The 20336-nt window shown below is 69.9% G+C and carries 16 protein-coding genes and 1 pseudogene; 6 read left to right on the plus strand and 11 right to left on the minus strand.

Going from position 1 to position 20336, the window contains the following annotated elements:
* Positions 1-406: 406 nt before the first annotated feature.
* The 4 genes from G6048_RS01115 to G6048_RS01130 form a co-directional block, all read right to left on the minus strand.
* Entirely contained in the window at positions 407-1429 is a 1023-nt protein-coding gene (locus tag G6048_RS01115) for a ketopantoate reductase family protein (RefSeq protein ID WP_165337492.1), read from the minus strand.
* Positions 1430-1511: 82 nt separating this feature from the next.
* Positions 1512-2099: a hypothetical protein gene (locus G6048_RS01120; RefSeq protein ID WP_165337493.1), complete on the minus strand. Its 588-nt coding sequence runs from the start codon at positions 2097-2099 to the stop codon at positions 1512-1514.
* Entirely contained in the window at positions 2096-3286 is a 1191-nt protein-coding gene (locus G6048_RS01125; RefSeq protein ID WP_235989399.1) for a helix-turn-helix domain-containing protein, read from the minus strand. The genes G6048_RS01120 and G6048_RS01125 overlap by 4 nt, the downstream gene beginning before the upstream one ends.
* 129 nt (positions 3287-3415) lie before the next feature.
* Positions 3416-5692, minus strand: coding sequence for an MMPL family transporter (locus G6048_RS01130; RefSeq protein ID WP_165337494.1), 2277 nt, complete (start codon positions 5690-5692; stop codon positions 3416-3418).
* A gap of 416 nt (positions 5693-6108) precedes the next feature.
* On the opposite strand from G6048_RS01130, the gene G6048_RS01135 reads away from it, so the two are divergent.
* Both G6048_RS01135 and G6048_RS01140 read left to right on the plus strand, forming a co-directional pair.
* Positions 6109-7317 carry a S8 family peptidase gene (locus G6048_RS01135; protein WP_165337495.1) on the plus strand — a complete coding sequence of 403 codons (1209 nt, stop codon included), beginning with the start codon at positions 6109-6111 and terminating at the stop codon, positions 7315-7317.
* Positions 7318-7441: 124 nt separating this feature from the next.
* Positions 7442-7987, plus strand: coding sequence for a DUF1697 domain-containing protein (locus G6048_RS01140; protein WP_165337496.1), 546 nt, complete (start codon positions 7442-7444; stop codon positions 7985-7987).
* On the opposite strand, the pseudogene mgt reads toward G6048_RS01140, so the two are convergent.
* From mgt to G6048_RS01160, 4 genes and pseudogenes are all read right to left on the minus strand, one after another.
* Positions 7959-9243, minus strand: a pseudogene (gene mgt, locus G6048_RS01145) (macrolide-inactivating glycosyltransferase). The gene G6048_RS01140 and the pseudogene mgt overlap by 29 nt on opposite strands.
* A gap of 28 nt (positions 9244-9271) precedes the next feature.
* Positions 9272-10561, minus strand: a complete 1290-nt coding sequence (locus G6048_RS01150) for an ABC transporter substrate-binding protein (RefSeq protein WP_165337498.1) — start codon at positions 10559-10561, stop codon at positions 9272-9274.
* Complete coding sequence (locus G6048_RS01155) at positions 10561-11394, minus strand: carbohydrate ABC transporter permease (RefSeq protein WP_165337499.1); 834 nt, start codon at positions 11392-11394, stop codon at positions 10561-10563. The genes G6048_RS01150 and G6048_RS01155 overlap by 1 nt, the downstream gene beginning before the upstream one ends.
* Positions 11391-12320 carry a carbohydrate ABC transporter permease gene (locus G6048_RS01160; RefSeq protein WP_165337500.1) on the minus strand — a complete coding sequence of 310 codons (930 nt, stop codon included), beginning with the start codon at positions 12318-12320 and terminating at the stop codon, positions 11391-11393. Before G6048_RS01160 ends, G6048_RS01155 begins: the two co-directional genes overlap by 4 nt.
* Before the next feature lie 225 nt (positions 12321-12545).
* On the opposite strand from G6048_RS01160, the gene G6048_RS01165 reads away from it, so the two are divergent.
* The gene (locus G6048_RS01165; RefSeq protein ID WP_165337501.1) at positions 12546-13400 is read left to right on the plus strand and encodes a phosphotransferase enzyme family protein; all 855 of its coding nucleotides are present in this window, start codon (positions 12546-12548) and stop codon (positions 13398-13400) included.
* 14 nt (positions 13401-13414) lie between these two features.
* Here the strand turns inward: G6048_RS01165 and G6048_RS01170 are convergent, their stop codons facing one another.
* Complete coding sequence (locus tag G6048_RS01170; RefSeq protein WP_165337502.1) at positions 13415-14320, minus strand: LysR family transcriptional regulator; 906 nt, start codon at positions 14318-14320, stop codon at positions 13415-13417.
* 80 nt (positions 14321-14400) lie between these two features.
* Between G6048_RS01170 and G6048_RS01175 the strand changes: the two genes are divergently transcribed.
* The 3 genes from G6048_RS01175 (at position 14401) to G6048_RS01185 (ending at position 17837) form a co-directional block, all read left to right on the plus strand.
* Positions 14401-15438: a DMT family transporter gene (locus G6048_RS01175; protein WP_165337503.1), complete on the plus strand. Its 1038-nt coding sequence runs from the start codon at positions 14401-14403 to the stop codon at positions 15436-15438.
* Complete coding sequence (locus G6048_RS01180) at positions 15387-15941, plus strand: YbaK/EbsC family protein (protein WP_165337504.1); 555 nt, start codon at positions 15387-15389, stop codon at positions 15939-15941. Before G6048_RS01175 ends, G6048_RS01180 begins: the two co-directional genes overlap by 52 nt.
* Positions 15942-16028: 87 nt before the next feature.
* Positions 16029-17837, plus strand: a complete 1809-nt coding sequence (locus tag G6048_RS01185) for a protein kinase domain-containing protein (protein ID WP_328825644.1) — start codon at positions 16029-16031, stop codon at positions 17835-17837.
* Between the two features lie 383 nt (positions 17838-18220).
* Here the strand turns inward: G6048_RS01185 and G6048_RS01190 are convergent, their stop codons facing one another.
* Together G6048_RS01190 and G6048_RS01195 are read right to left on the minus strand one after the other, a co-directional pair.
* Positions 18221-18943, minus strand: a complete 723-nt coding sequence (locus G6048_RS01190; RefSeq protein WP_165337505.1) for a 3'-5' exonuclease — start codon at positions 18941-18943, stop codon at positions 18221-18223.
* Positions 18944-19107: 164 nt separating this feature from the next.
* Positions 19108-20336: SAV2148 family HEPN domain-containing protein (locus G6048_RS01195; protein WP_165337506.1), on the minus strand; the 1229-nt coding region annotated here is incomplete at its 5' end.

A 20336-nucleotide genomic window follows, 5' to 3' on the forward strand; every position in this document is an offset into this window, starting at 1 on the left:
CAGTCAGCCCCTCGGGCACCGTGACACAGCACCGCATAGTCGTTGACGGGCGGTCGTGCAAAATAAGGTGACGACGCCGAATTGTCGACACCTCAACGCCACCTGTTGGACAGAACCATTGGTTCGACGAAGTCATCTCATTGACTGTGTATATCTGCGGACCCTTCCACGCCCTCGCGGAACCGGACTTCGTGACTCATGGCCTGATTATTCGACCCAAGAACCCGCGTTCCCCTCCCGAAGAACGGAGACCGAGAGCGCACCCTCCGGCAAAGAAGACCGTCCCGGCGTGAGTGCCGGGGCCAGCCAACCGCATCCGGCCCCGGCACTCGCTCTCGCTCAGTCACCGGCACCATTCCCACCTGGACGACCCGCGGCTGTTTCCCTGCCCGAGCAAAAGCGACGCTCAGTCCTCTTGAACAGACGCGACCGCCTCGTCGGCCAGCCGCACCAGCTCGGACACGGGCATCGACCCCGCCGCCCTGCGCTCGCGCGCGAAGTCGTTCGCGAGCCGTCGCAGCAGGTCGTTGAGCGGGGTCGGCACGCCGTGCAGGCGGCCCAGGAGGGTGATCTCGCCGTTGAGGTAGTCGGCCTCGATCGTGCCGGTGCCACGGTGGAGCGACTGCCAGGAGGAGCCGGCACCACGCTCGGAGCCGTCGAAGGGCTCGAACCGCATCTTGTCCGCGCGGGCCTGCTTCTGCTCCTCGTCACCGGCGTACGCGATGCCCGCCGCGGCGAGCACGGCCTCGCCCTCGGCGCGGACGCGGTCGTAGAGCGCGATGCCCTCCTCGCTGGTGAGCACGCCGCTGACCGCCTCGATCGCGTTCGCGAGGTTGCCGAGGAGCTTGGCGTACTGCCAGCGCGTCACATCGGGTACGACCGGCGCCTCGAACCGGGACTTCTCCAGGTCGGCGGCTATACGACGGGCCATCTCATCCATGCCGGACGGGTACCGGCCGAGGTGCAGAATGCCGGTCAGCGGCGTGCCGGCGGCGGACACGACGCCCGGCTCGACAAAGGCCGCGGGCAGCCAGACGCACATGCCGTACACCCGCCGAAAGCGCCGCAGCGCGAGCCGCTGGCTCTCCACCCCGTTCTGCGCGCACACCAGGGGCAGCCGCTCACCCGCCGTCCCTCCGCCCGCCACCGTGACCGGAGCCCAACTCTCCAGGGCCGCCGCACTGTCCTGCGTCTTGACGGCGAGCACGAGCACGTCGTCCGCCCGCAACTCCCCGAGGGCGTACGGCCCGTCGACCGTGGTCAGCCGCTGCACGTGCGGCCCATCGGGCACCACCAGCCGCAACCCGCGCTCGCGCAGCGCCTCGTACTGCGCCCCCCGCGCGACCAACACGACCTCGCACCCGGCCCCGGCAAGACGACCACCGATCGCCCCGCCCACCGCCCCCGCTCCGATGATGATGTATCGCATGGGTCAGAGCCTGCCACAGCCGCGTGCAGCACCCATCCCATGCTCGATTCGGCCACCGCACGCCGCAGTTCGCATGTCCCTGCTACTGGGGGCCCGCACGAGAAGGCCCGCGCGAACCGCCGCGGTTACAGCGCATAAGTTCGTCGGGCCGCGTCGAAACGCGGTGCAAGTGGCGGCCGGCGGCCACCATCCGACCGAGTAGCTCGTGACCGTCCGCGGCAGTGACCAGCTCACCGACGACGGCCTCGTTCATCAGGTCGTACGTCTCCTTCGTGGTGATGCCCGATCGCCGCGCGAAGGCGCCGGCCGACCGGTCATCCGTGATCCACACCGAGTCGCGGAACTCGCGACGCATGGTGATCAGTACGCAGGTCTCGGCCTCGCCGAGGTGTTTGGTCGGTGCCGAGGCCACACCGCCGAAGACGGCTCGGCGCACACGGTCGACCTCGGCGATTTCCCGGACGTCCGTGATGGCGATCGGCTCGCCGAGCATGCCGGCCACCACTCTGTCCCGTAAGCGGGGAAGGTAGGCGGCTGACTGCTGTGCTTCGTGAGCCACGGCCTCCGTCCAGCGGCCGCGGCCGTCGAGCAGTTTCTCCAGCAGGGGCAGGCGGTCGACGGCCGCGAAGTTGCACAGCACCGTGTTGTCCGGGAACCAGCAGGTGCTCATGGCTGGAAGACCAGGTCCCCTTCTTCCGCTTCGCCGGCGAGCGGTTCAGGTGTGTCGGGCTCGGCCGGATCGAGAAGGTCGTGGAGTTGGTCCACGTCCATCCCCATAAGCGCGGCGAGGGGCCGGAGAGTGGTCTCGCCGTCGGCGTAGGCCTGGTAGAGGGCGGCCACGAGGCGTACGGGGAATCGCTCGGCCGCCGCCCAGGCGAGCTGTCGCTGGAAGGCGTCCGTCGCGCCCGCCAGCAGGTGGCAGGTCTCCGTCGTCAGCCCCCGGAAGTGCGGCGCCGACTGCGCGTCGATCAGGCGGAGTTGGCTCAACCGGGCGGCCAGCGCGCTGGGCGAGACCTTGAACGCGACGACCAGCTTGGCGAAGGCCTCGTCGGTGAGCTTGCTGTGCCGGTCGGTCACCTGCCGGAACCGGTGCCGGATTTCTGGCTCGGGCATCAGCAGGTTCGAGGCGAAGACATTGGCCCGTACCTCCGTCAGGTCCTTCTGTCGGCCGGGTGCCACATGTGACTCGACGACGAGGTCCTGGGCGTCGCGGGCCAGGATGTGGCCGAGTTCGTGAGCCAGCGTGAACCTCTGCCGGGTCCAGGTCTCCGTGGGCCCGACGAGGATGAGCCGGAAGGCGTCCGTCTGCCAGGTGAGCCCGTCCACACCGTCGGGCAGTCGTGTCACCGAGACGTCCACACCGAACAGTTGGGCGCATTCAGTGATCAGCACATCGGTCTCGAGATCGGCCACGGGCCGGGATTCGCCCGCCGCCGTCAGAACGTCGACGGCGTCCTGAGCCAGCCGTTTCCCCTGGTCCACAAAGCGGTCGAGGTCGGAGCGCGGGGAGGGCAGTGGCGGCAGTTTCGGAGGTCTGCCCAACAGCTCCAGCACCTCGTACGCCGCGGTGAAGCGGTCTGCGGCATCGCTCACGCGGTCCCGCCGGGGAGCCGATCCGGCGGTCGTACGCGCCGCGAACGACGGGCGCAGCGGCTCCCGCCCCGTGAGCAGCCAGTCCACCGTCCGGCCGCCGGCCTCGGCGATCAGGGCGAGATCGAGCGAGCTGAATCGACGCACCCCGGCAAGGGACTTCGACAACTTGTCGGGCGTGAGCCCCACCTTCTCGGCGAACGCGGCCTGGCTCATCGAGGCTGCTTCCATGACCCTGCGCACACGGTCGATCACAGTCTCGTCCATACCGCCCACCGTATCCACGTCTTGCGAAAATCGCAACGCGCCCGACCAGGCTACCCCCGCACACAGCGACGTGGCCGGGATGCGCACACCCCGGCCACGTGCCGAACCACCGCGACTACCGCGAGAAGGTCAGACCCCCACCTTCTCCCCCTCGACCGCCGGCGGAGACGGAGGCGGCGAAGACACCGGTCCCTGCGGGGACTCGTCGTGGGTGAGGTCCGGGAGGCGGTTGAGCCACTTCGGGAAGTACCAGTTGCGTTCACCGAGGAGGGCCATCGCCGCGGGGAGCAGGACGCCTCGGATGATCGTCGCGTCGATGAGGACCGCCGCCGCGAGGCCGACGCCCATCTGCTTCATGGACTGCATGGACAGGGTGCCGAAGATCGCGAAGACGGCGACCATGATGACGGCGGCGCTGGTGACGACACCGGCCGTGGTGACGACACCGTGCTGGATGGCGTCCTTCGTGCTGCGGCCCCGCAGTCGCGCCTCGCGGATCCGGGAGACCACGAACACGTGGTAGTCCATGGACAGCCCGAAGAGGATCACGAAGAGGAACAGCGGCAGCCAGGTGATGATGGCGCCCACGCCCTCCGCGCCGACCAGCGAGGCACCCCAGCCGTGCTGGAAGACGCCGACGAGGATGCCGTAAGCCGCGCCCACCGAAAGGAGGTTGAGGACGATAGCGGTGATCGCGATCGTCACCGAGCGGAACGACAGCAGCATCAGCAGGAAGGCGAAGACCACGACGAAGGCGAAGACCGGGGCCACCGCGCCGGCGAGCTGGTCGTTGAAGTCCTTCGAGCCCGCGACCTGACCGGTGACCGGCGCCTCGAGGCCGTCGACCTTGCCGAGCGTCGCCGGACGCACCTCGTCGCGGATGGTCGTCAGGCTCTTCTCGGCCTTGTCCAGGTCCGAACCGCCCACCAGCGGTACGTACACGAAGGCGACGTTCTCCTCGTCGTGCACCTTGACGTCGACCGGGCCGCGCGAGGCACCCGATTCCACCGCCTGTGTGCGGAAGTCGGCGATCGCGGACTTCACCTCGGGCGAGTTGATGTCGTCGGCCTTGACGACCACCTCGGCCGGGTCGGACCCGCCGGGGAAGGCCTCGTTGACCCGGTCGTACGTCGCCACGATGGGCAGCGAGTCGCCGAACTCCTGGTCGAGGGTGAGGTTCTGGGTCTTCATGCCGAGTGCGGGAGCCGCGATGGCGAGCAGGGCACCGGCCGCGACGACGACCGAGAGGGCGGGCCGCGCCAGCACACCCTTGAGCACGGCCGTCCAGAAGCGGCTATCGCGGTTGCCACGCCCACGGTTGCGCCGCAGCTTGCTCTCCGGGTGCAGGTACGGGATCCGCCCCTTCTCCACCCGCTCACCGAGCAGCGAGAGCAGTGCGGGCAGCACCGTCACGGAGCCGACCATGGCGACCGCCACGACCATCAGCGAGGCAAGGCCCATTCCCTCGAACTCGGCGATGCCGGTGAACAGCATGCCCGCCATCGCCACGCACACCGTGACACCGGAGACGACGATGGCGCGGCCACTGGTCGCCGCGGCGATCTGGAGCGCGGTCTGCGCGTCACGTCCGGCCGCCCGCTCCTCGCGCTCGCGGCGCAGGTAGAACAGGCAGTAGTCGACACCGACCGCGAGGCCCACCAGCAGCATCACGGAGCTGGCGGTGTCGCTCATGGGCATCACATGGCTGACGATGCCCATCAGACCCATCGTCGCGATGATCGCGGTGATCGCGAGGGCCACCGGCACCAGCGCCGCCACCACCGCACCGAACGCGACCAGCAGGATGCCGAGCGCCACCGGTACGGCGGAGTATTCGGCCTGCTTGAAGTCCTCGCCGAACGCGTCGTCGAACGTCTTCATCATGCTGGCGCCGCCGATCTGCTCGATCGTCAGCGACGCATGGTCCTTCTGCACCTCTTCGACGGCCTTGAGTACGGGCTCCACGCGCTCGCCCGCGGTGTCCGCCTCGCCGCGCATGTCGAACTGCACGAGCGCGCTGCGGCCGTCCTTGGAGATGGTCTTCGTGTCGTACGGCGAGGTCACGGCCGTCACCTCGCCGGTCTTCTCGACCGCCTGCATCACGGCCGTGACGGCGGCGCGGAAGTCCGCGTCCGTCGCCTTCGTGCCGGAGTCCTTGGCCTGGACGAGCACGGTCTCCCCGGCCGGCTCGTCGATGCCCGCCTCTTCGGCGATGGTCGCCGCCTGGCTGGTCTCGCCGCTGATCTGCTCGCTGTCCTTGACCTCGACCGTGCCCGCCGCGGAGCCGAGCCCCATCGTCAGGACGACGAACAGCATCCAGATCCCGACGGCCGCCCAGCGATGCCGGGCGCTCCAGCCGCCGGCCCGGGCGGCTATGCCCCGCACCCGTGTATCTCCGTTCCCCATGACGGGCTTGCCCCCTTGTCTGTGGTGACAGCCCCCTGCCGTCCCCATGGTTTGAAGGTATGGGCCGGATAAAGGCATCTCGTCGTGCTGCCTGGTGAACTGACGGAGGATCGACTCCTCCCCTTGGCCCCCCGTGGCATCAGCACCAAGGAGGAGGTGGCCCCTTACACGTAAATGGAGTTCTCGGGGGCGCGATCAAGACGTCCGGCCCGTCGGACGTCGCGTCCGTTCTGTCGCCCCTCAACCCCTTTGTTATTGCGAACACTTGTTGAATGTGTCACAGCTGTATGTAGGTGTTGATCTGCGCGCGTCAATCAGCAAGGGTTTCGTGCCAACCGCCGGGTAACCATCGGTGCCCGACGGCGAGATTTCCCCCCACAAATCCCCCCACAGAAACCACGAGGAGACCCCTCTTCATGGCAACAACCCAGCGTGCCCGCAGAATCAAGCTGACCGCGGCCATAGCCGCCACCGCCACCGCGGTGGGCGTGACCGTCTTCGCCGGGACCACCGCAGGCGCCGCGACTCCGGCCGAGGGCAAGGTCTACGGACTCGACGCCAAGGGCGCCGTTTCCGGCAGCTACATCGTGCTGCTCGACGAGAAGGCCACCAAGGGCGCCAAGAAGGACCTCGCCCAGGAGTACGGCGGCTCCCTGAAGCGCACGTACGCCTCGGCCGTCAACGGCTTCTCGGCGTCCGGTCTTTCGGAGACCGAGGCCAAGCGGCTGGCCGCCGATTCGTCGGTCGCCAAGGTGGTCCAGAACAAGAAGTTCCACATCGACGCCACCCAGTCCAACCCGCCCTCCTGGGGCCTGGACCGCATCGACCAGACCGAGACCGCGGGCGACGGCGCCTACAACTACCCCGACAGCGCCGGTGAGGGCGTCACCGCGTACGTCATCGACACCGGAGTCCGCGTCAGCCACAGCGACTTCGGCGGCCGTGCCGCGGACGGCTTCGACGCGGTCGACAACGACGACACCGCGCAGGACGGCAACGGCCACGGCACGCACGTGGCGGGCACCATCGCGGGCGAGGCGCACGGCGTCGCGAAGAAGGCGAAGATCGTCGGCGTCCGCGTACTCGACGACCAGGGCTCCGGCACCACCGAGCAGGTCGTCGCGGGCATCGACTGGGTCACCGCCAACGCCGAGGGCCCGTCCGTCGCCAACATGAGCCTCGGCGGCACCGTCGACGAGGCCCTCGACGCGGCCGTGAAGAAGGCCATCGCGTCCGGCGTCACCTTCGCCGTCGCGGCGGGCAACGAGTCGGCCGACGCGAGCCAGGGCTCACCGGCCCGGGTCCCCGAGGCCATCACGGTCGCCTCCTCCACCGAGGACGACCAGCAGTCGGACTTCTCCAACTTCGGTTCCGCCGTGGACATCTACGCCCCCGGCTCGGAGATCACCTCCGCCTGGAACACCGGCGACGACGCCACCAACACCATCTCCGGTACGTCCATGGCGACCCCGCACGTAGCGGGCGCCGCGGCCGTCTACCTGGCCGGCCACCCCGACGCCGACCCGGCGGCGGTCACCAAGGCGCTCTCGGACGGCGCGACCGCGGACACGATCTCCAACGCGTCCCCGGGCACGCCGAACAAGCTCCTGAAGATCGTCGAATAACCGAGTAACGTCTCCGACCGCGGCCGTCGTGCTCGCCCCCACGGGGCACGGCGGCCGCTTTGTCGTATGCGGGATCTATTGTGTGCGTCGGTCCTCCTGTGTGCGGCGGTTCTATCGTGTGCGGATGACGACGTATGCGGCGCTGTTGCGCGGGATCAACGTGGGCGGCAGCAAGAAGGTGCCGATGGCCGAACTGCGCACGCTGCTTCAGGGTCTCGGTCTCGGCGGGGTGAGCACCTACCTCCAGAGCGGCAACGCGATCTTCACCGCGGACGGCGGCGACGAGGACTCCCTCGCCGCGGACCTCACCGCGGCCATCGAGAAGCACTTCGGCTTCACCGTCGAGGTCCTGGTCCGCGACCACGCGTACCTCCAGGCGGTACTGGAGGCCTGCCCGTTCCCGGCGGCCGAACTCCAGCCCAAGCAGCTGCACATCACGTACTTCTCCGCGCCGGTCGCCCCCGAACGGTTCGCGCCGATCGACCAACAGGCCTTCCTCCCCGAGGAGTTCCGTCTCGGCGACCGCTGCCTCTACCTGTACGCCCCCGAGGGCCTCGGCCGCTCCAAGCTGGCCGAGGCCCTGTCGAAGCCGCGGCTGGTGCAGGGCCTGATCGCCACCAGCCGCAACTGGAACACCGTGGTCAAGCTTGCGGAGCTGACCCGGAGTTAGGGGTCCCCTGGGCCGCGGCGAGTTCTGCCTCGATCAGGTCTGCCGCGCGCTGAGTGCCGCCCTCGCCCGCCATTCCCTCCTGGATCTCCTTGAGGCGGTGCGCCACTTCGGGGTCGTCGACGAGGGAGAGCACCGCCTCGCGCAGGGTCTCGGCCGTCGCCTCATCCGTGGGCACATGGCGGGCGACGCCGAGGGACTGGAGCACGTCGGCGTTGCCGAACTGGTCGGCGGCCTGGGGCACGCAGACCATCGGCGTCCCGGTGGCCAGACCTTCCTGGCTGCCGCCCGCGCCCGCGTGGGTGATGAAGGCGTCGGCCTGCTTGAGGATCGCCAACTGCGGGACCCAGTTCCGCACTTCCACGTTCGCGGGGATCTGGCCGAGCTCGGCCGGGTCGACGTGCCTGCCGATCTGGAGCACCATGTGCCAGCCGGGCAGGTGACCGAAGGCCTTGACGCACTCGCGGTAGAAGCCGGGCTGCTTGGTGAAGGCGGAGCCGAGGGAGACGAGGAGTACCTTGTCCGCGCCGGCCGGCCGCTGCCAGTCACCCTGCGCCGAGCGGTCACCCTGGCAGGCGCCGACAAAGGTGTAGCGGTTCTCGTCGACCCGGTCGGCGTTCCACTGGAGCGCCTTGGGGATGAGAACGAGCGAGCGGTCGGGCCGACCGCCGAAGGAGTCGGGGTCCAGGTCGTTCCCGTTCTCGTCCAGCCAGGCCTGGAAGCGGGCGTAGTACGCCTTGCCGCGCTCGGTCTTCTTCGGCTCGGCCCACATGGGTTCGGCGACCTCCTCTTCGTAGCCGTCCCAGGCGACCATGTGCGGGGAGAGCGAGATCGCCTTGACGCCCCAGCGGTGGGCGAGGACACGGGCCGGGTAGGAGGCGGTGTCGTGCAGCACGAGGTCGGGCTCGTCACCCTCGTACGCCTCGATGAGCTGCGGCAGGGCCTGGATCGCGTCGGTGAGGAACGGCTCCACGTTGTCGAGGAGCGTGCTCCCCCACGCCTCGGGGTCGGCGTCGGGGCCGGGCAGCGTCGACTGCCAGAGCTTCGGCTCGGCACCGGTCTCGGCCACCTTCTCGGCGAAGGCGGGCGGAATCGCGTACGTCACCCGGTGCCCGCGGGACACGAGCTCCCGGATCACCTCGAGGCTCGGGTTCACGTGCCCGTGGGCGGCGATGGAGAACATGGCGATGTGGGCGGGGCGGGGGGTGGTCATGACGACGACCATAGGCGAGACGATACGTCTCGTGCAACCTGTATATGGGCGGCCGTCCCCTCCGATCGAGGCCGTCACCTCTGATAGCGCTTGAGTACCAAGTTCCCGTCCTCCACCAGTCGCCCGCGCAGCTCGTCCAGATCGATCGCCCCGCTGTAGTACTCCTGTAAGGCGGGCGTCGCGATCTTGTCCTTCCACTCGGGATAGCCGCGTACGGACTGCGCCGGGGCCGAGCGCAGGTGGGCGGCGAGGGCCGTTCCAGTGGCCCAGTCGTGCTCGGTCGTGTGCAGCGCAGGGTCCTTGAGGGCTTCGGTGCCCGTGGGCAGCATCCAGTCGCCGAGCGCGAGCCGGACCATGTTCTCGGGCCGCAGCAGGAAGTCGATGAACTCTGCGGCCTGCTCCTTGTTCGGGCTGTCCTCCGCGATGGACAGCGTCTGCGGACTCACTCCCTGGGCGAGCCCGTCGGCGCCGGCCGGTGCGGGAAGCACCTGCCAGTCGAAGCCCTTGGGCGCCTGCTGCACGATCTGCTGCCGGTACGAGAAGCCGAGCGGCACCATCGCGTATCTGCCGCCGAAGAAGCCGGGGAGTGTGTCGGAGCCGCTGCTGCCGAGTGTCGAACTCGACGCGCTGCCATCGGTGTTGACCTGATCGTGGATGGTCTCTGGCACCACCTCGTCGGCCTCGCCGAAGCGGATCTTCACCTTGCCGTCCGCGCCTCGGTGGAACAGCTGCCCACCGGTCGACAGTGACAGGTTGAGCGTGGCCGAGACGGGCTCCTTGAGCGGCCAGGCCACGCCGTACTTGCCGTCCCCGTCGCTCAGTTCGTCGGTGATCTCCCTGAACTCACTCCAGTTCCAAGGTCTTTCGGGCGTGGGAATGCGCACGCCGGACTCCTGGAGCCATGTGGCGTTGGCGATCAGGACTCGCGGCTCCTGGAGGAACGGCACTCCGTAGATCCCCTCCCCGAACGTCGCCGTCTCCCAACTGCGCTGCGGAATATCGGACTTGAGTCGCTCGGGGACGAGGTCGGTCAGATCGGCGAGATACCCGCCGTACGCGAAGTCCGCGAGGTCGTCCGAGGCGTCATGGATGATGTCCGGCGCCTCACCGCCCTCGAAGGAGGTGAGCAGCTGGTCGTGGACGCTCTCCCAAGTTCCCTGTACGTACTCGACCTTGACGCCCGGATGCGTGGCGTTCCACTCCTTCACCAGCTCCTTGTTGGCGTCGACGGACTCCTGCTGCCAGGCGAGGGACTGGAAGCGGAGGGTGATGCGGCCGTCCTCCGAGCCGCTGTCGTCGCTGGTGCAGCCGCTGATCACCAGGCCCAGCACCACCGCCAGTACCACGAGCGATCGCCTGCGCATCAGCTCTTCACCGCCCCGGCGAGCATGCCGCCCGTGATCCGCTTCTGGATGATCGCGAAGACGACCATTGACGGCAGGGTCGCGAGGAACGCTGCTGCCGCCAGTGGTCCGAGGTCCGCCGCGCCCTCCGCGCCGAGGAAGTGCGTGAGGACGACCGGCAGGGTCTGTTTCTCCGGGGTCTTGAGCAGGACCAGCGCGAAGAAGAACTCGTTCCACGCGCTGATGAACGCGAACAGTGCCGTGGCCACGATGCCCGGCGCGAGCAGCGGCGCGGTGATCGAGACCAGGGTCCGTGCCTTCCCCGCGCCGTCCACCGCCGCGGCCTCCTCCAGCTCGGCCGGCACGGCCCGTACGTATCCGACGAGCATCCACAGCGCGAACGGCAGCGCCCAGACCACATACACCATGATCAGACCGGGCACGGAGTTGATCAGCCGCAGGTTCTTCAGGACCAGGAACAGCGGGATGATCAGCAGGACGAACGGGAACGCCTGGCTGACCACGACCCAGCCGGTCGCGGCCTTCGCCAGCCGTGTGCGGTGCCGGGCCATGACGTATGCCATCGGGGTCGCGATCAGTACGGCGATCAGCGCCGCGCCTACGGCCGCGACCAGGGAGTTGAGCGCGGCGTCCAGCAGCGGCTGCTCGTCGAAGGCTTGCCGCAAGTTGGCGAGAGTGGGGTCCTTCGGGATCCAGGTGGGGTGCAGGCTCCCCAGTTCGCGTGCCGGTTTGAAGGCGGTGGAGATCAGCCAGAGGAAGGGGAAGGCGAGGAAGACGAGGTAGGCGAGGAGGGCGAGGTACTGGCCCGCGCGGGCGCCTTTGCCGGTTTTCACGCGTCCTCGCCTCCCCTCAGGCGGCCGACGAGGAAGACGGCGAGGAACACCGAGATCACCGCGACCAGCACACAGCCCATCGCCGCCGCGTAGCCGAACTGCCCGTAGCGGAAAGCCTCTTCGTACGCGAACAGCATCGGCAGCCGGGTGCGTCCGCCCGGACCGCCGCTGGTCAGGACGTACACCAGGGCGAAGGAGTTGAAGTTCCAGATGAAGTTGAGCGCGGTGATGGCGAGTGCGACCGGCTTGAGGGCGGGCCAGGTGACCGTGCGGAAGCGGCGCCAGGCGCGCGCGCCGTCCATCGCGGCCGCCTCGTGGAGTTCGCGCGGAGTGTTCTGCAGCCCCGCGAGCAGGGCGACCGTCGTCTGGGGCATACCCGCCCAGACGCCGACGACGATTACCGCGGGCAGGGCCGTGGCGAGACCCGACAGCCAGTCACGCCCATCGCCCAGGCCCAGGTCGCGGATGGTCTCGTTGAGGATTCCCGCGTCCGCGTTGTAGACGAGCCGCCACATGATGCCCACGACCACCTCGGGCATCGCCCACGGGATGATCGCGAGGGCGCGCGCCAGCCAGCGCAGTCTCAAGTCCTGGTTGAGCAGAAGCGCGAGGCCGAGCGCGAGCAGGAACTGCGGGACGGTGACCCCGACCGCCCACAGCAGACCGATCCGGAACGAGTCCCAGAACAGTGTGTCGTGCAGCAGATCCTGGAAGTTGAGCATCCCGATCCACTGCGTGGGCTCGGTCCGGCCGGACTGCGAGTCGGTGAAGGCCAGCGCGATCCCGTACAGCAGCGGTCCGACGCTGAGGATCAGGATCGGGATCAGCGCGGGCAGCACCAGGAACCAGGCGCCGTGGTCGACGGGCCGGCCCTTTCGCGGCAGGCGGGGTTTCGCTGCCCGCTGCGTCGCGCTCGCCAATGTCACGGAATCAGCTCCTTTGGGCGGCTCGTGGGGGTCCGGCCGCCCCGGCGGCCCTGGTCATCGTGCTGGCGGACTGACGTGTCGTCAAGGCAGTGCTCAGGCCCGGGCCAGGGCTCCCACCTGGGCGAATGCGACACTGGGCGGCGTATGGCGCGATCTCGACGTCGTATACGCGGGCTCGACGCGTACGCGTGTGATGCCGGACTTGGGAATCACGGGAGGCAAGTGATGGACGAGGCACAGGCGCGGGACGTGCTCGCCGACGCGGGACTCGGGACGAGCGGCGCGGAGCTCCTCGCCCTGGGCGAGAACGCCGTGTTCGCCGCCGGTGACCTGGTCGTCAAGGTGGGACGCGACGCCGAACTCCTCGACCGGGCGCGGCGGGAGCTGGCCGTCGCGCTCTGGCTCGCACAGGCCGGCGTCCCCGCGGTACGGGCCGCCGAACCCGAGGCCCGCCTCGTGGCCGGTCACCCGGTGACGGTGTGGCACCGGCTGCCCGCTCCCGTACGCCCCGCCGAGCCCCGCGATCTCGCCGAACTGCTCCGGACGGTGCACGCCTTGCCCGCCCCCGCCTTCGACCTGCCGCGCCGCGAGCTGCTGGGCGGCGTCGAGCGCTGGCTGCGGCTCGCGGGCGACGCGATCGACCCGGCGGACGCCGCGTATCTGCGCGAGCGCCGCGACGGCTTCACGACGGCCGCCGCCACGCTCACCCCACGGCTGCCACCGGGCCCGATCCACGGCGACGCACTCCCGCGCAACGTCCATGTCGGCCTGGACGGCCCCGTCCTGGTCGACCTCGAGACCTTCTCCGCCGACCTGCGCGAACACGACCTGGTAGTCATGGCCCTGTCCCGCGACCGCTACGGACTCCCGGCCGAGGCCTACGACTCCTTCACCGACGCATACGGCTGGGACGTACGCGCCTGGGACGGTTGCGCCGTACTGCGCGGCGCCCGCGAAACGGCCAGCTGCGCCTGGGTCGCCCAGCACGCGCCGAGCAACCCGAAGGCGTTGGAGGAGTTCGAGCGCAGGGTGGCTTCGCTGCGGGACGGGGACACGACCGTGCGCTGGTACTCGTTCTAAGGCCCGGCTGAGGTTCAGCGGTCCTGGCGTCGGATCACGTCGGCTACGCGGTTCAGCTCGGTCAGGACCGTGCGGACGGCTTTCCGTGCGATGCGTTCCGGGCGGTAGAGGGCGTCGATGTGGCGCCGGGCCCGTACGCCGCTGAGTGGCCTGAGGACCAGGTCGGGATGTGGGCGTGTGGTCCAGCGGGGCATCAGGGCGAGGCCTCCTCCTGCGGCGACTGCCTCGGCGACGACGGCGAACTCGTTGATGCGGTGGGCGAGATGGAGTCTTTGGCCCGCGGCGGTGGCGATGGCCTCGATGGTGGCCATGAGCGGGAAGCCGTCGTGCACGGTGATCCACGGCTGGTCGGCCACATCGCGTGGCACGAGCCGCCGCTTCACCACCAGCGGGTGATCGGCGGGCATGGCCACGTCGAGCGGTTCGCGCAGCAGCGTGGTCGCGGTCACCGTACGCGGCCACGAGGGCGCGTGCTCGAGACGATGGGCGAGTACGAGGTCGTACTGCCTGGTCAGCGGCGGGAAGTCGGCCTGCGGGACGTCCTCGTCGGCGAGGGCGAGTTGAGGTCCTCCGGGTGCGGGGAGAGCCCGTAGCAGCAGAGGGAAGAACGCCGAGCCCGCGCTGTGGAAAGCCGCCAGCGACACCTCACCGTCCGGCTGGTCGACGAACTCGGCGACGGTGTGCCGCGCCCGCTCCAGTGCCGTCTCCACCTCGATCGCCGCGTCGGCCAGGGCCTGCCCGGCGTCAGTGAGGACCAGCCGTCGCCCCTGTCGCTCGGTGAGCGGGACGGGCATCGCGCGTTGCAGCAGCCGCAGTTGCTGCGAGATCGCCGAGGGCGTCACCAGCAGCGCCTCGGCGACGGCGGTGACGCTGCCCAGTTCCCCGAGCTCCCGCAGGATCCTCAGCTGCCGTTCGTCCATTGACTCAGTGTAGGGAAGCTAAAGGGTTGCTTAAGAAAGTGGCTCTGGGCTTCATAGACCAGGAAAGGCAAGGTGGGCGCGTGCCTGATGCCCGCCGTACCGATGCGGTACTTCTCCTTGTCGCGCTCGTCTGGGGCTCGAGCTATCTCTCCGCCCAGACAGCGGCCGCCGCGCTCCCGGTCCTGGTGGTGCTGTTCGCGCGGTACGCGCTGTCCGCGCTCGCCTGCCTCGGCCTGGTCGCCGCCGCCCGTCGAGGACCCCAAGGGCGGACCCGTGGGTGGACCCGGGAGGAGATCCGGGCGGGTGTGCCCCTGGGAGTCACACAGGCGGCCGTCCTGCTGATCGAGACCTACGGCGTCGCCCACACGAGCGCCGCCAACGCGGGGTTGATCATCAGTCTGACCATCGTGCTCACCCCTCTCCTGGACCGCTCGGGTCGCCGTGGCGGTCTGCCTCCGGTCTTCTTCGCCGCCGCCGGGGTGTGCGTGCTGGCCGTCGGGCTCCTCATGGCCGGCAACGGGTTCCACGCACTCCGCCTGGGTGACCTGCTGATGCTCGGCGCCGCGGTGGTGCGGGCGGCGCACGTGGTCCTCGTCGGACGGCTCACCGCGGGCCGGACGATACGTCCGCTGCAGCTGACGGCGGTTCAGACCCTGGTCGGCTCGGCCCTGTTCCTGGCGCCCGCCGCCCGCGACCTTCCGGACCTGGCGCACGTCGGCCCCGCGGCCTGGGCGCAGCTGCTCTATCTCGCCCTGTTCTGCAGCGTGTTCGCGTTCCTCGCGCAGACGTGGGCCGTGCAGCGCACCTCGGCCAGCCGCGCCAGCCTCCTGCTCGGCACCGAACCCATCTGGGCCGCGGCGGTCGGCATCGGTCTGGCGGGCGAGCACTTCACCGTGCTCACCGGTTTCGGCGCGGCCCTGATGGTCGCCGGGACGTACTGGGGGCAGGCCGTCGAACGCGCCCACCGCGCCAAGGACTTCACGAACGCCACGCAACTGGATGCGCCGCATCTGGACGCCAAGCACCCGAACCCCACGCACCCGAACGTCACCGAAGAGGACCCCGCATGCCCGACAGCCCCGGAAGCACCCACACCCACGAAACCTACGACCGTCTGATCACCCTGCTCGACACCTCCTCCCTCGCATACGAACTCATCGACCACGAGCCCGAAGGCACCACCGAAGCCGTCAGCGCACTCCGCGGTCACCCTGTCTCCGAGGCCGCGAAGTGCATCGTCCTGAGGGTCAAGCTGGACAGGAAGACCACGCGCCACGTCCTCGCGGTCGTCCCCGGAGACCGCCGCGTGGACCTGGACGCCGTCCGCGCGCTCTACGCCGCCCGCTACGCCGGCTTCAGCGACGCGGCCACCGCCGAGCGCCTTGCCCGTGCCGTGCCCGGCACAGTCCTGCCCTTCAGCTTCGACCCCGACCTCGAACTCGTCGCCGACCCGGACGTCGTGGCGCAGCCGCGGCTCTACTTCAACGCGGCCCGCCTCGACCGCTCCCTGGTCATCTCCGGCGAGGACTACGCCCGTGTCGCCGGGCCACGGGTGGAGCGGATCGCGAGTCCTGCACCAGAACAAGCCATCTCTGGTGGCTCGCGTGACAGAAGTGGTTGAAAGGCTGAACGTGGGTCCGGGCGGGGGTTAGCCTCGTCATCCCATGGGGACGAACTGACGTACGCATGAAAGCACTTCGGGGGGTACGTGTCAGGGCAGCGGCCGGCGCCACCGGACTCACCGACGAACGAGGCTGCCGCACTGCGGGAAACCGGTGCCGTACCTCTGCGGCCCGGCGACCCGGGGCGTGTCGGTCCCTATGTGCCGCTGGGGACGCTCGGCAGCGGTGGCATGGGACGGGTCTATCTGGCTCGTCCGGCGGACGACGGCCCGGGCCTGGTCGCGGTGAAGGTGATCAGGCCGGAGTACGCGGAGGACGCCCAGTTCCGGCGCCGGTTCAAGCATGAGGCGTCGGTGCACGCCCGGGTCCGTACACCGCGCACGCCGCGCTTATGCGGCACGGGCTTCCAGGACGAACTGCTGTGGATAGCCACCGAGTACGTCCCGGGACTCGATCTCGCCGATGCCATACGCGAGGACGGCGCCCTGGAGACGGCCACGGTCTGGCGTCTGGTGAAGGAACTGGGGCAGGCGCTTTCCGACCTCGCGGCCACGGGGATCGTGCACCGGGATCTGAAGCCGTCCAACGTTCTGCTGTCCGTCCAGGGCGCGCATGTGATCGACTTCGGCCTTTCGAAGGCCGCGGACGCGAGCGCGATCACCGGCACGGGCAACCGGGTGGGAACTCCGGCCTACATGTCGCCGGAGCACCTGCGGACGGGCCTGTGCGACACGGCGTCGGATGTCTTTTCGCTGGCTGGAACGCTGGTCTACGCGGCGACGGGGCGTGGTCCCTTCGGTGACGGCACGGGTGTGGATGTGATGCACCGGGTGGCGTTCGAGGAGCCGAATCCGGAGCTGATGGCCAAGGTCTCGGCGGCGGACGCGGCGCTCGGTTCGCTGCTGTCCGACTGTCTGGCGAAGGAACCTGCGATGCGGCCCGCCCCGCAGGATCTGATCGAGCGGGCGCCCGGGCCGCACTCCGGGACGTCCGCCTGGCCCGAGCCGCTGGGCGGCAAGGTGCTGGCCCGGCAGCGGGCGTACGAGGCGCTGCACCGTCTGCCCGTCGAATTGACGACTCGTCCACGGTCCTCGGACGACCGGCCGGCGGCGGAGCCGCGGACCCCTTCCGGGTCGGCGTCCCGGCCCACCCCGCCCGGTTCCGAACCGCCGGTACAGGCGGCGGCTCCTTCCGACGTCACACCGCCGGGACAGTCCGCGGGGCGGGCACGCCCGGTGGGAGCCCGTCCATGGGTACGGAGGAAGCCGGTGCTGGCCGCCGCCGCGGGCATCACCCTCTGCGCGGTGGCCGCGGGGGTCTTCATGCTCACTCGTCAGGACACCGATACAAGCGCTTCGACTCCGGGAGCCGATGCGCCGACCGCCGTCGGCACCGTGCCCGGCGATGCCGGCGTCTCGCCGGTGCCGGACGCCTCGGACGGGACGCCTGCCCCGGGTGCGTCCGGCAACGGCGCGTCCGGCAACGGTGCCAACGGCGTCGGCGGCGTCGACGCCTCGCGTCCTGAGGTCTCCAGCACCGCCGACGACGACCGGCGAAACGATCCCTCTGCTCCCGGCCCCAAGACCAGCGCCCCCACTGACGTCACTCCGTCCCCGAGCAGCCCGCCTCCCGAGCCCGCAACCCCGCCCTGGATCTCCGACTGCACGCACTACTCCGGCAACGGACGCACACGCCCTGGGGACAGCGGCAAACGCGTGCTCCAGGTGCAGTGCATGCTGACGAAGCGCGGACACAGCGTGGGGAGCTCCGGCGTGGACGGCGAATTCGGCCCCGGCACGGAGTCCGCGGTGCGAAGCTTCCAAAGCGGCAGGGGACTGGCCTCCGACGGCGTCGTGGCCCGCGAGACCTGGGTCGCGCTGCGCAGCACGGAGTGACGTCGCCGCCGACCCCCGTGACCGGTCGCGCCGTCGGGGCGTCGTCGAGGACGCGGGCCCACCGCTCAGCGATACGCCGCAGCCGTCGGCCAGTTCGCCGTTCGCCGACCCCGTGACCGGTCGCGCCGTCGGGGCCTCGTCGAGGACGCGGGCCCACCGCTCAGCGATACGCCGCAGCCGTCGGCCAGTTCGCCGCACGCCGACCGCCAAGCGCCAAGCGCCAAGCGCCAAGCGCCAAGCGCCAAGACAGTACGGCGGTCGCACCGTACGAGCTCACGCTCCGCAGCCGAGACTGCCGAGACAGCCGACGCCGGGCAAGGCGGCCACGCCGCAGCTGCGGTGTCACCGCGTCCCGTGCGCGGCCGTGCGGCCGGCGCGCGTCCTCAGACCCGCTCGCTTGCCGAGTCCCGCAGCGGCCACGTCCCGTCCACCACCGCGGTCGCGTCGCCCTTGCGGCGGAGGAAGCTCTGGAAGTCGGCCGCCCACTCGGCGTACCACTCGATCTGGCGGCGGTGCAGCTCCGCCGGGCCGAGGGCCGCGACCTTCGGGTGGCGGACGGCTATCGCGTGGGCGAGCCGGGCCGCGGCCAGGGCGTCCGCCGAGGCGTCGTGGGCGGAGTCGAGGGCGACTCCGTACTCCGCGCAGACCGCTTCGAGATTGCGCTTGCCCCGTCGGTAGCGGTCCACGGAGCGGTCGATGGTGTACGGGTCGATGACCGGTGCCGGGGCGAGGCCGTCGAGGCGTTCGCGCAGTGAGGGCAGGTCGTAGCGGCGCAGTTCGGCGGAGAGCAGGGTCAGGTCGAAGGCCGCGTTGTACGCCACGACAGGGACGCCCGTGCGCCAGTACGAGACGAGTACCGAGGCGATGGCGTCGGCCACTTCGTCGGCCGGGCGGCCCTCCGCGGCCGCCCGTTCGTTGCTGATGCCGTGCACCGCCACCGCGTCCGCCGGAATCTCGACTCCCGGATCGGCCAGCCACTCGCGGTGCCCTATCGGTTCCCCGCCCCTGACCTCGATCACGGCTCCCGTGACGATGCGCGCCTCGCGCGGATCCGTCCCGGTCGTCTCCAGGTCGAAGCCGATCAGCAGCTCGCCGTGCCAGCCCATACCGGGCCCCCTTCTTCGTGGTGCGTTCCCCCAGTGATCTCTACGATCCCATGAGCCACTGACAATCAGAGGACCGCGTTCCGCTTATCGCCACCCCATCCGCCCCCATCCGGCACCCATTCCGCCGCCCGCGCCACTCGTTCCGTTGCCGGCCACGGGAGTTGTCAGGACACAGGCCGCGAATCCGCCCAAGCCAGCTCGAACTCCTCGCGATACGTACCGAAAAGCCCCTCTTCACCGGCGTCCTCCGCTTTGACCAGGCGTCCGCCACCGCGCAGTACGAGCACCGGCGCCTCCATCCCCCGCGTCCGGCGCAGATACGACTGGACGACCGCTATGCCGTCCGAGCCGTCCCCGTCGACGAGGTACGCGGTGAAGCGGGGCGTCTCGTCGTAGACCTGGATCTGGAAGGCGCCGGGATCGCGCAGCCGGGACCTCACGCGTCGCATATGGAGGATGTTCATCTCGACGGAGCGACTCAACTCGCCGCGCTTGAGGCCAAGTTCACGCTCGCGCCGTTTCACGGCGCTGGAGGCGGGGTTCAGGAACAGCAGCCGCACCCGGCAGCCGGACTCGGCAAGGCGTACGAGCCGCCGTCCGGAGAAGTTCTGCACCAGGAGGTTCAGGCCGATTCCGATGGCGTCGAGGCGCCGTGCGCTGCCGAAGAGGTCCTCGGCGGGGAACTGCCGCATCAGCCGCACCCGGTCGGGGTGTACGGCCACCACGTCCGCGTACCGGTCGCCGACGAGGTTCTCGACGGCGTCGACGGGCAGCCGCCGCGCGGACGGCACATCACTGCCCGCCCCGAGTATCTCCAGGAGTCTCCCCGAGGCGCGCTCGGCCTGGGCCAGGACGGCCTCGGACAGGGCGCGGTTGCGGGATACGACGTTCCGGGTGACTTCCAGTTCGTCCAGGGCGAGTTCGACGTCCCGGCGCTCGTCGAAGTACGGCTCGAAGCACGGCCAGTGCTGCACCATCAGCTCGCGCAGCTGCGGCAGTGTGAGGAAGCTGAGGACGTTGTCGTCGGCCGGGTCGAGCAAGTAACCCTTACGTCGGCTGACTTCGCGTACCGCGACCGCGCGCTGCACCCATTCCTGGCCGGCGGGTCCTGCGGCGGCGACCACCCAGTCGTCCTCGCCGTGCATGGGTTCGTAGATGGGGCGCAGAACAGCGGCCACGACCGCGCGCAGCCGCTGTTCCACCAGGTTCAGCCAGATATAGGCGCGCCCGGCCCGCTGGGCGCGCGTGCGCACCTCGCCCCAGGCGTCGGCGCCCCAGTCCAGCTCCGCACCGATTTCCATCGGCCGTGCCAGAGACACCGCCCCGGGCGGGGCATCCGTGGAGTTCCCCTCGTGACCTACGTCACCAGGAGGCAACTCCCGCCCTCCCGAGC

This window comes from Streptomyces ureilyticus (genome assembly GCF_011045025.1).
In the GTDB taxonomy this organism is placed as follows: domain Bacteria; phylum Actinomycetota; class Actinomycetes; order Streptomycetales; family Streptomycetaceae; genus Streptomyces; species Streptomyces ureilyticus.

What these genes read in the sequence shown, in the direction of transcription:
- G6048_RS01115 (WP_165337492.1), bottom strand. Translation starts at nt 1,429, where the DNA reads ATGCGATACATCATCATCGGAGCGGGGGCGGTGGGCGGGGCGATCGGT.
- G6048_RS01120 (WP_165337493.1), bottom strand. Translation starts at nt 2,099, where the DNA reads ATGAGCACCTGCTGGTTCCCGGACAACACGGTGCTGTGCAACTTCGCG.
- G6048_RS01125 (WP_235989399.1), bottom strand. Translation starts at nt 3,286, where the DNA reads ATGGACGAGACTGTGATCGACCGTGTGCGCAGGGTCATGGAAGCAGCC.
- G6048_RS01130 (WP_165337494.1), bottom strand. Translation starts at nt 5,692, where the DNA reads ATGGGGAACGGAGATACACGGGTGCGGGGCATAGCCGCCCGGGCCGGC.
- G6048_RS01135 (WP_165337495.1), top strand. Translation starts at nt 6,109, where the DNA reads ATGGCAACAACCCAGCGTGCCCGCAGAATCAAGCTGACCGCGGCCATA.
- G6048_RS01140 (WP_165337496.1), top strand. Translation starts at nt 7,442, where the DNA reads ATGACGACGTATGCGGCGCTGTTGCGCGGGATCAACGTGGGCGGCAGC.
- G6048_RS01150 (WP_165337498.1), bottom strand. Translation starts at nt 10,561, where the DNA reads ATGCGCAGGCGATCGCTCGTGGTACTGGCGGTGGTGCTGGGCCTGGTG.
- G6048_RS01165 (WP_165337501.1), top strand. Translation starts at nt 12,546, where the DNA reads ATGGACGAGGCACAGGCGCGGGACGTGCTCGCCGACGCGGGACTCGGG.
- G6048_RS01170 (WP_165337502.1), bottom strand. Translation starts at nt 14,320, where the DNA reads ATGGACGAACGGCAGCTGAGGATCCTGCGGGAGCTCGGGGAACTGGGC.
- G6048_RS01180 (WP_165337504.1), top strand. Translation starts at nt 15,387, where the DNA reads ATGCCCGACAGCCCCGGAAGCACCCACACCCACGAAACCTACGACCGT.
- G6048_RS01190 (WP_165337505.1), bottom strand. Translation starts at nt 18,943, where the DNA reads ATGGGCTGGCACGGCGAGCTGCTGATCGGCTTCGACCTGGAGACGACC.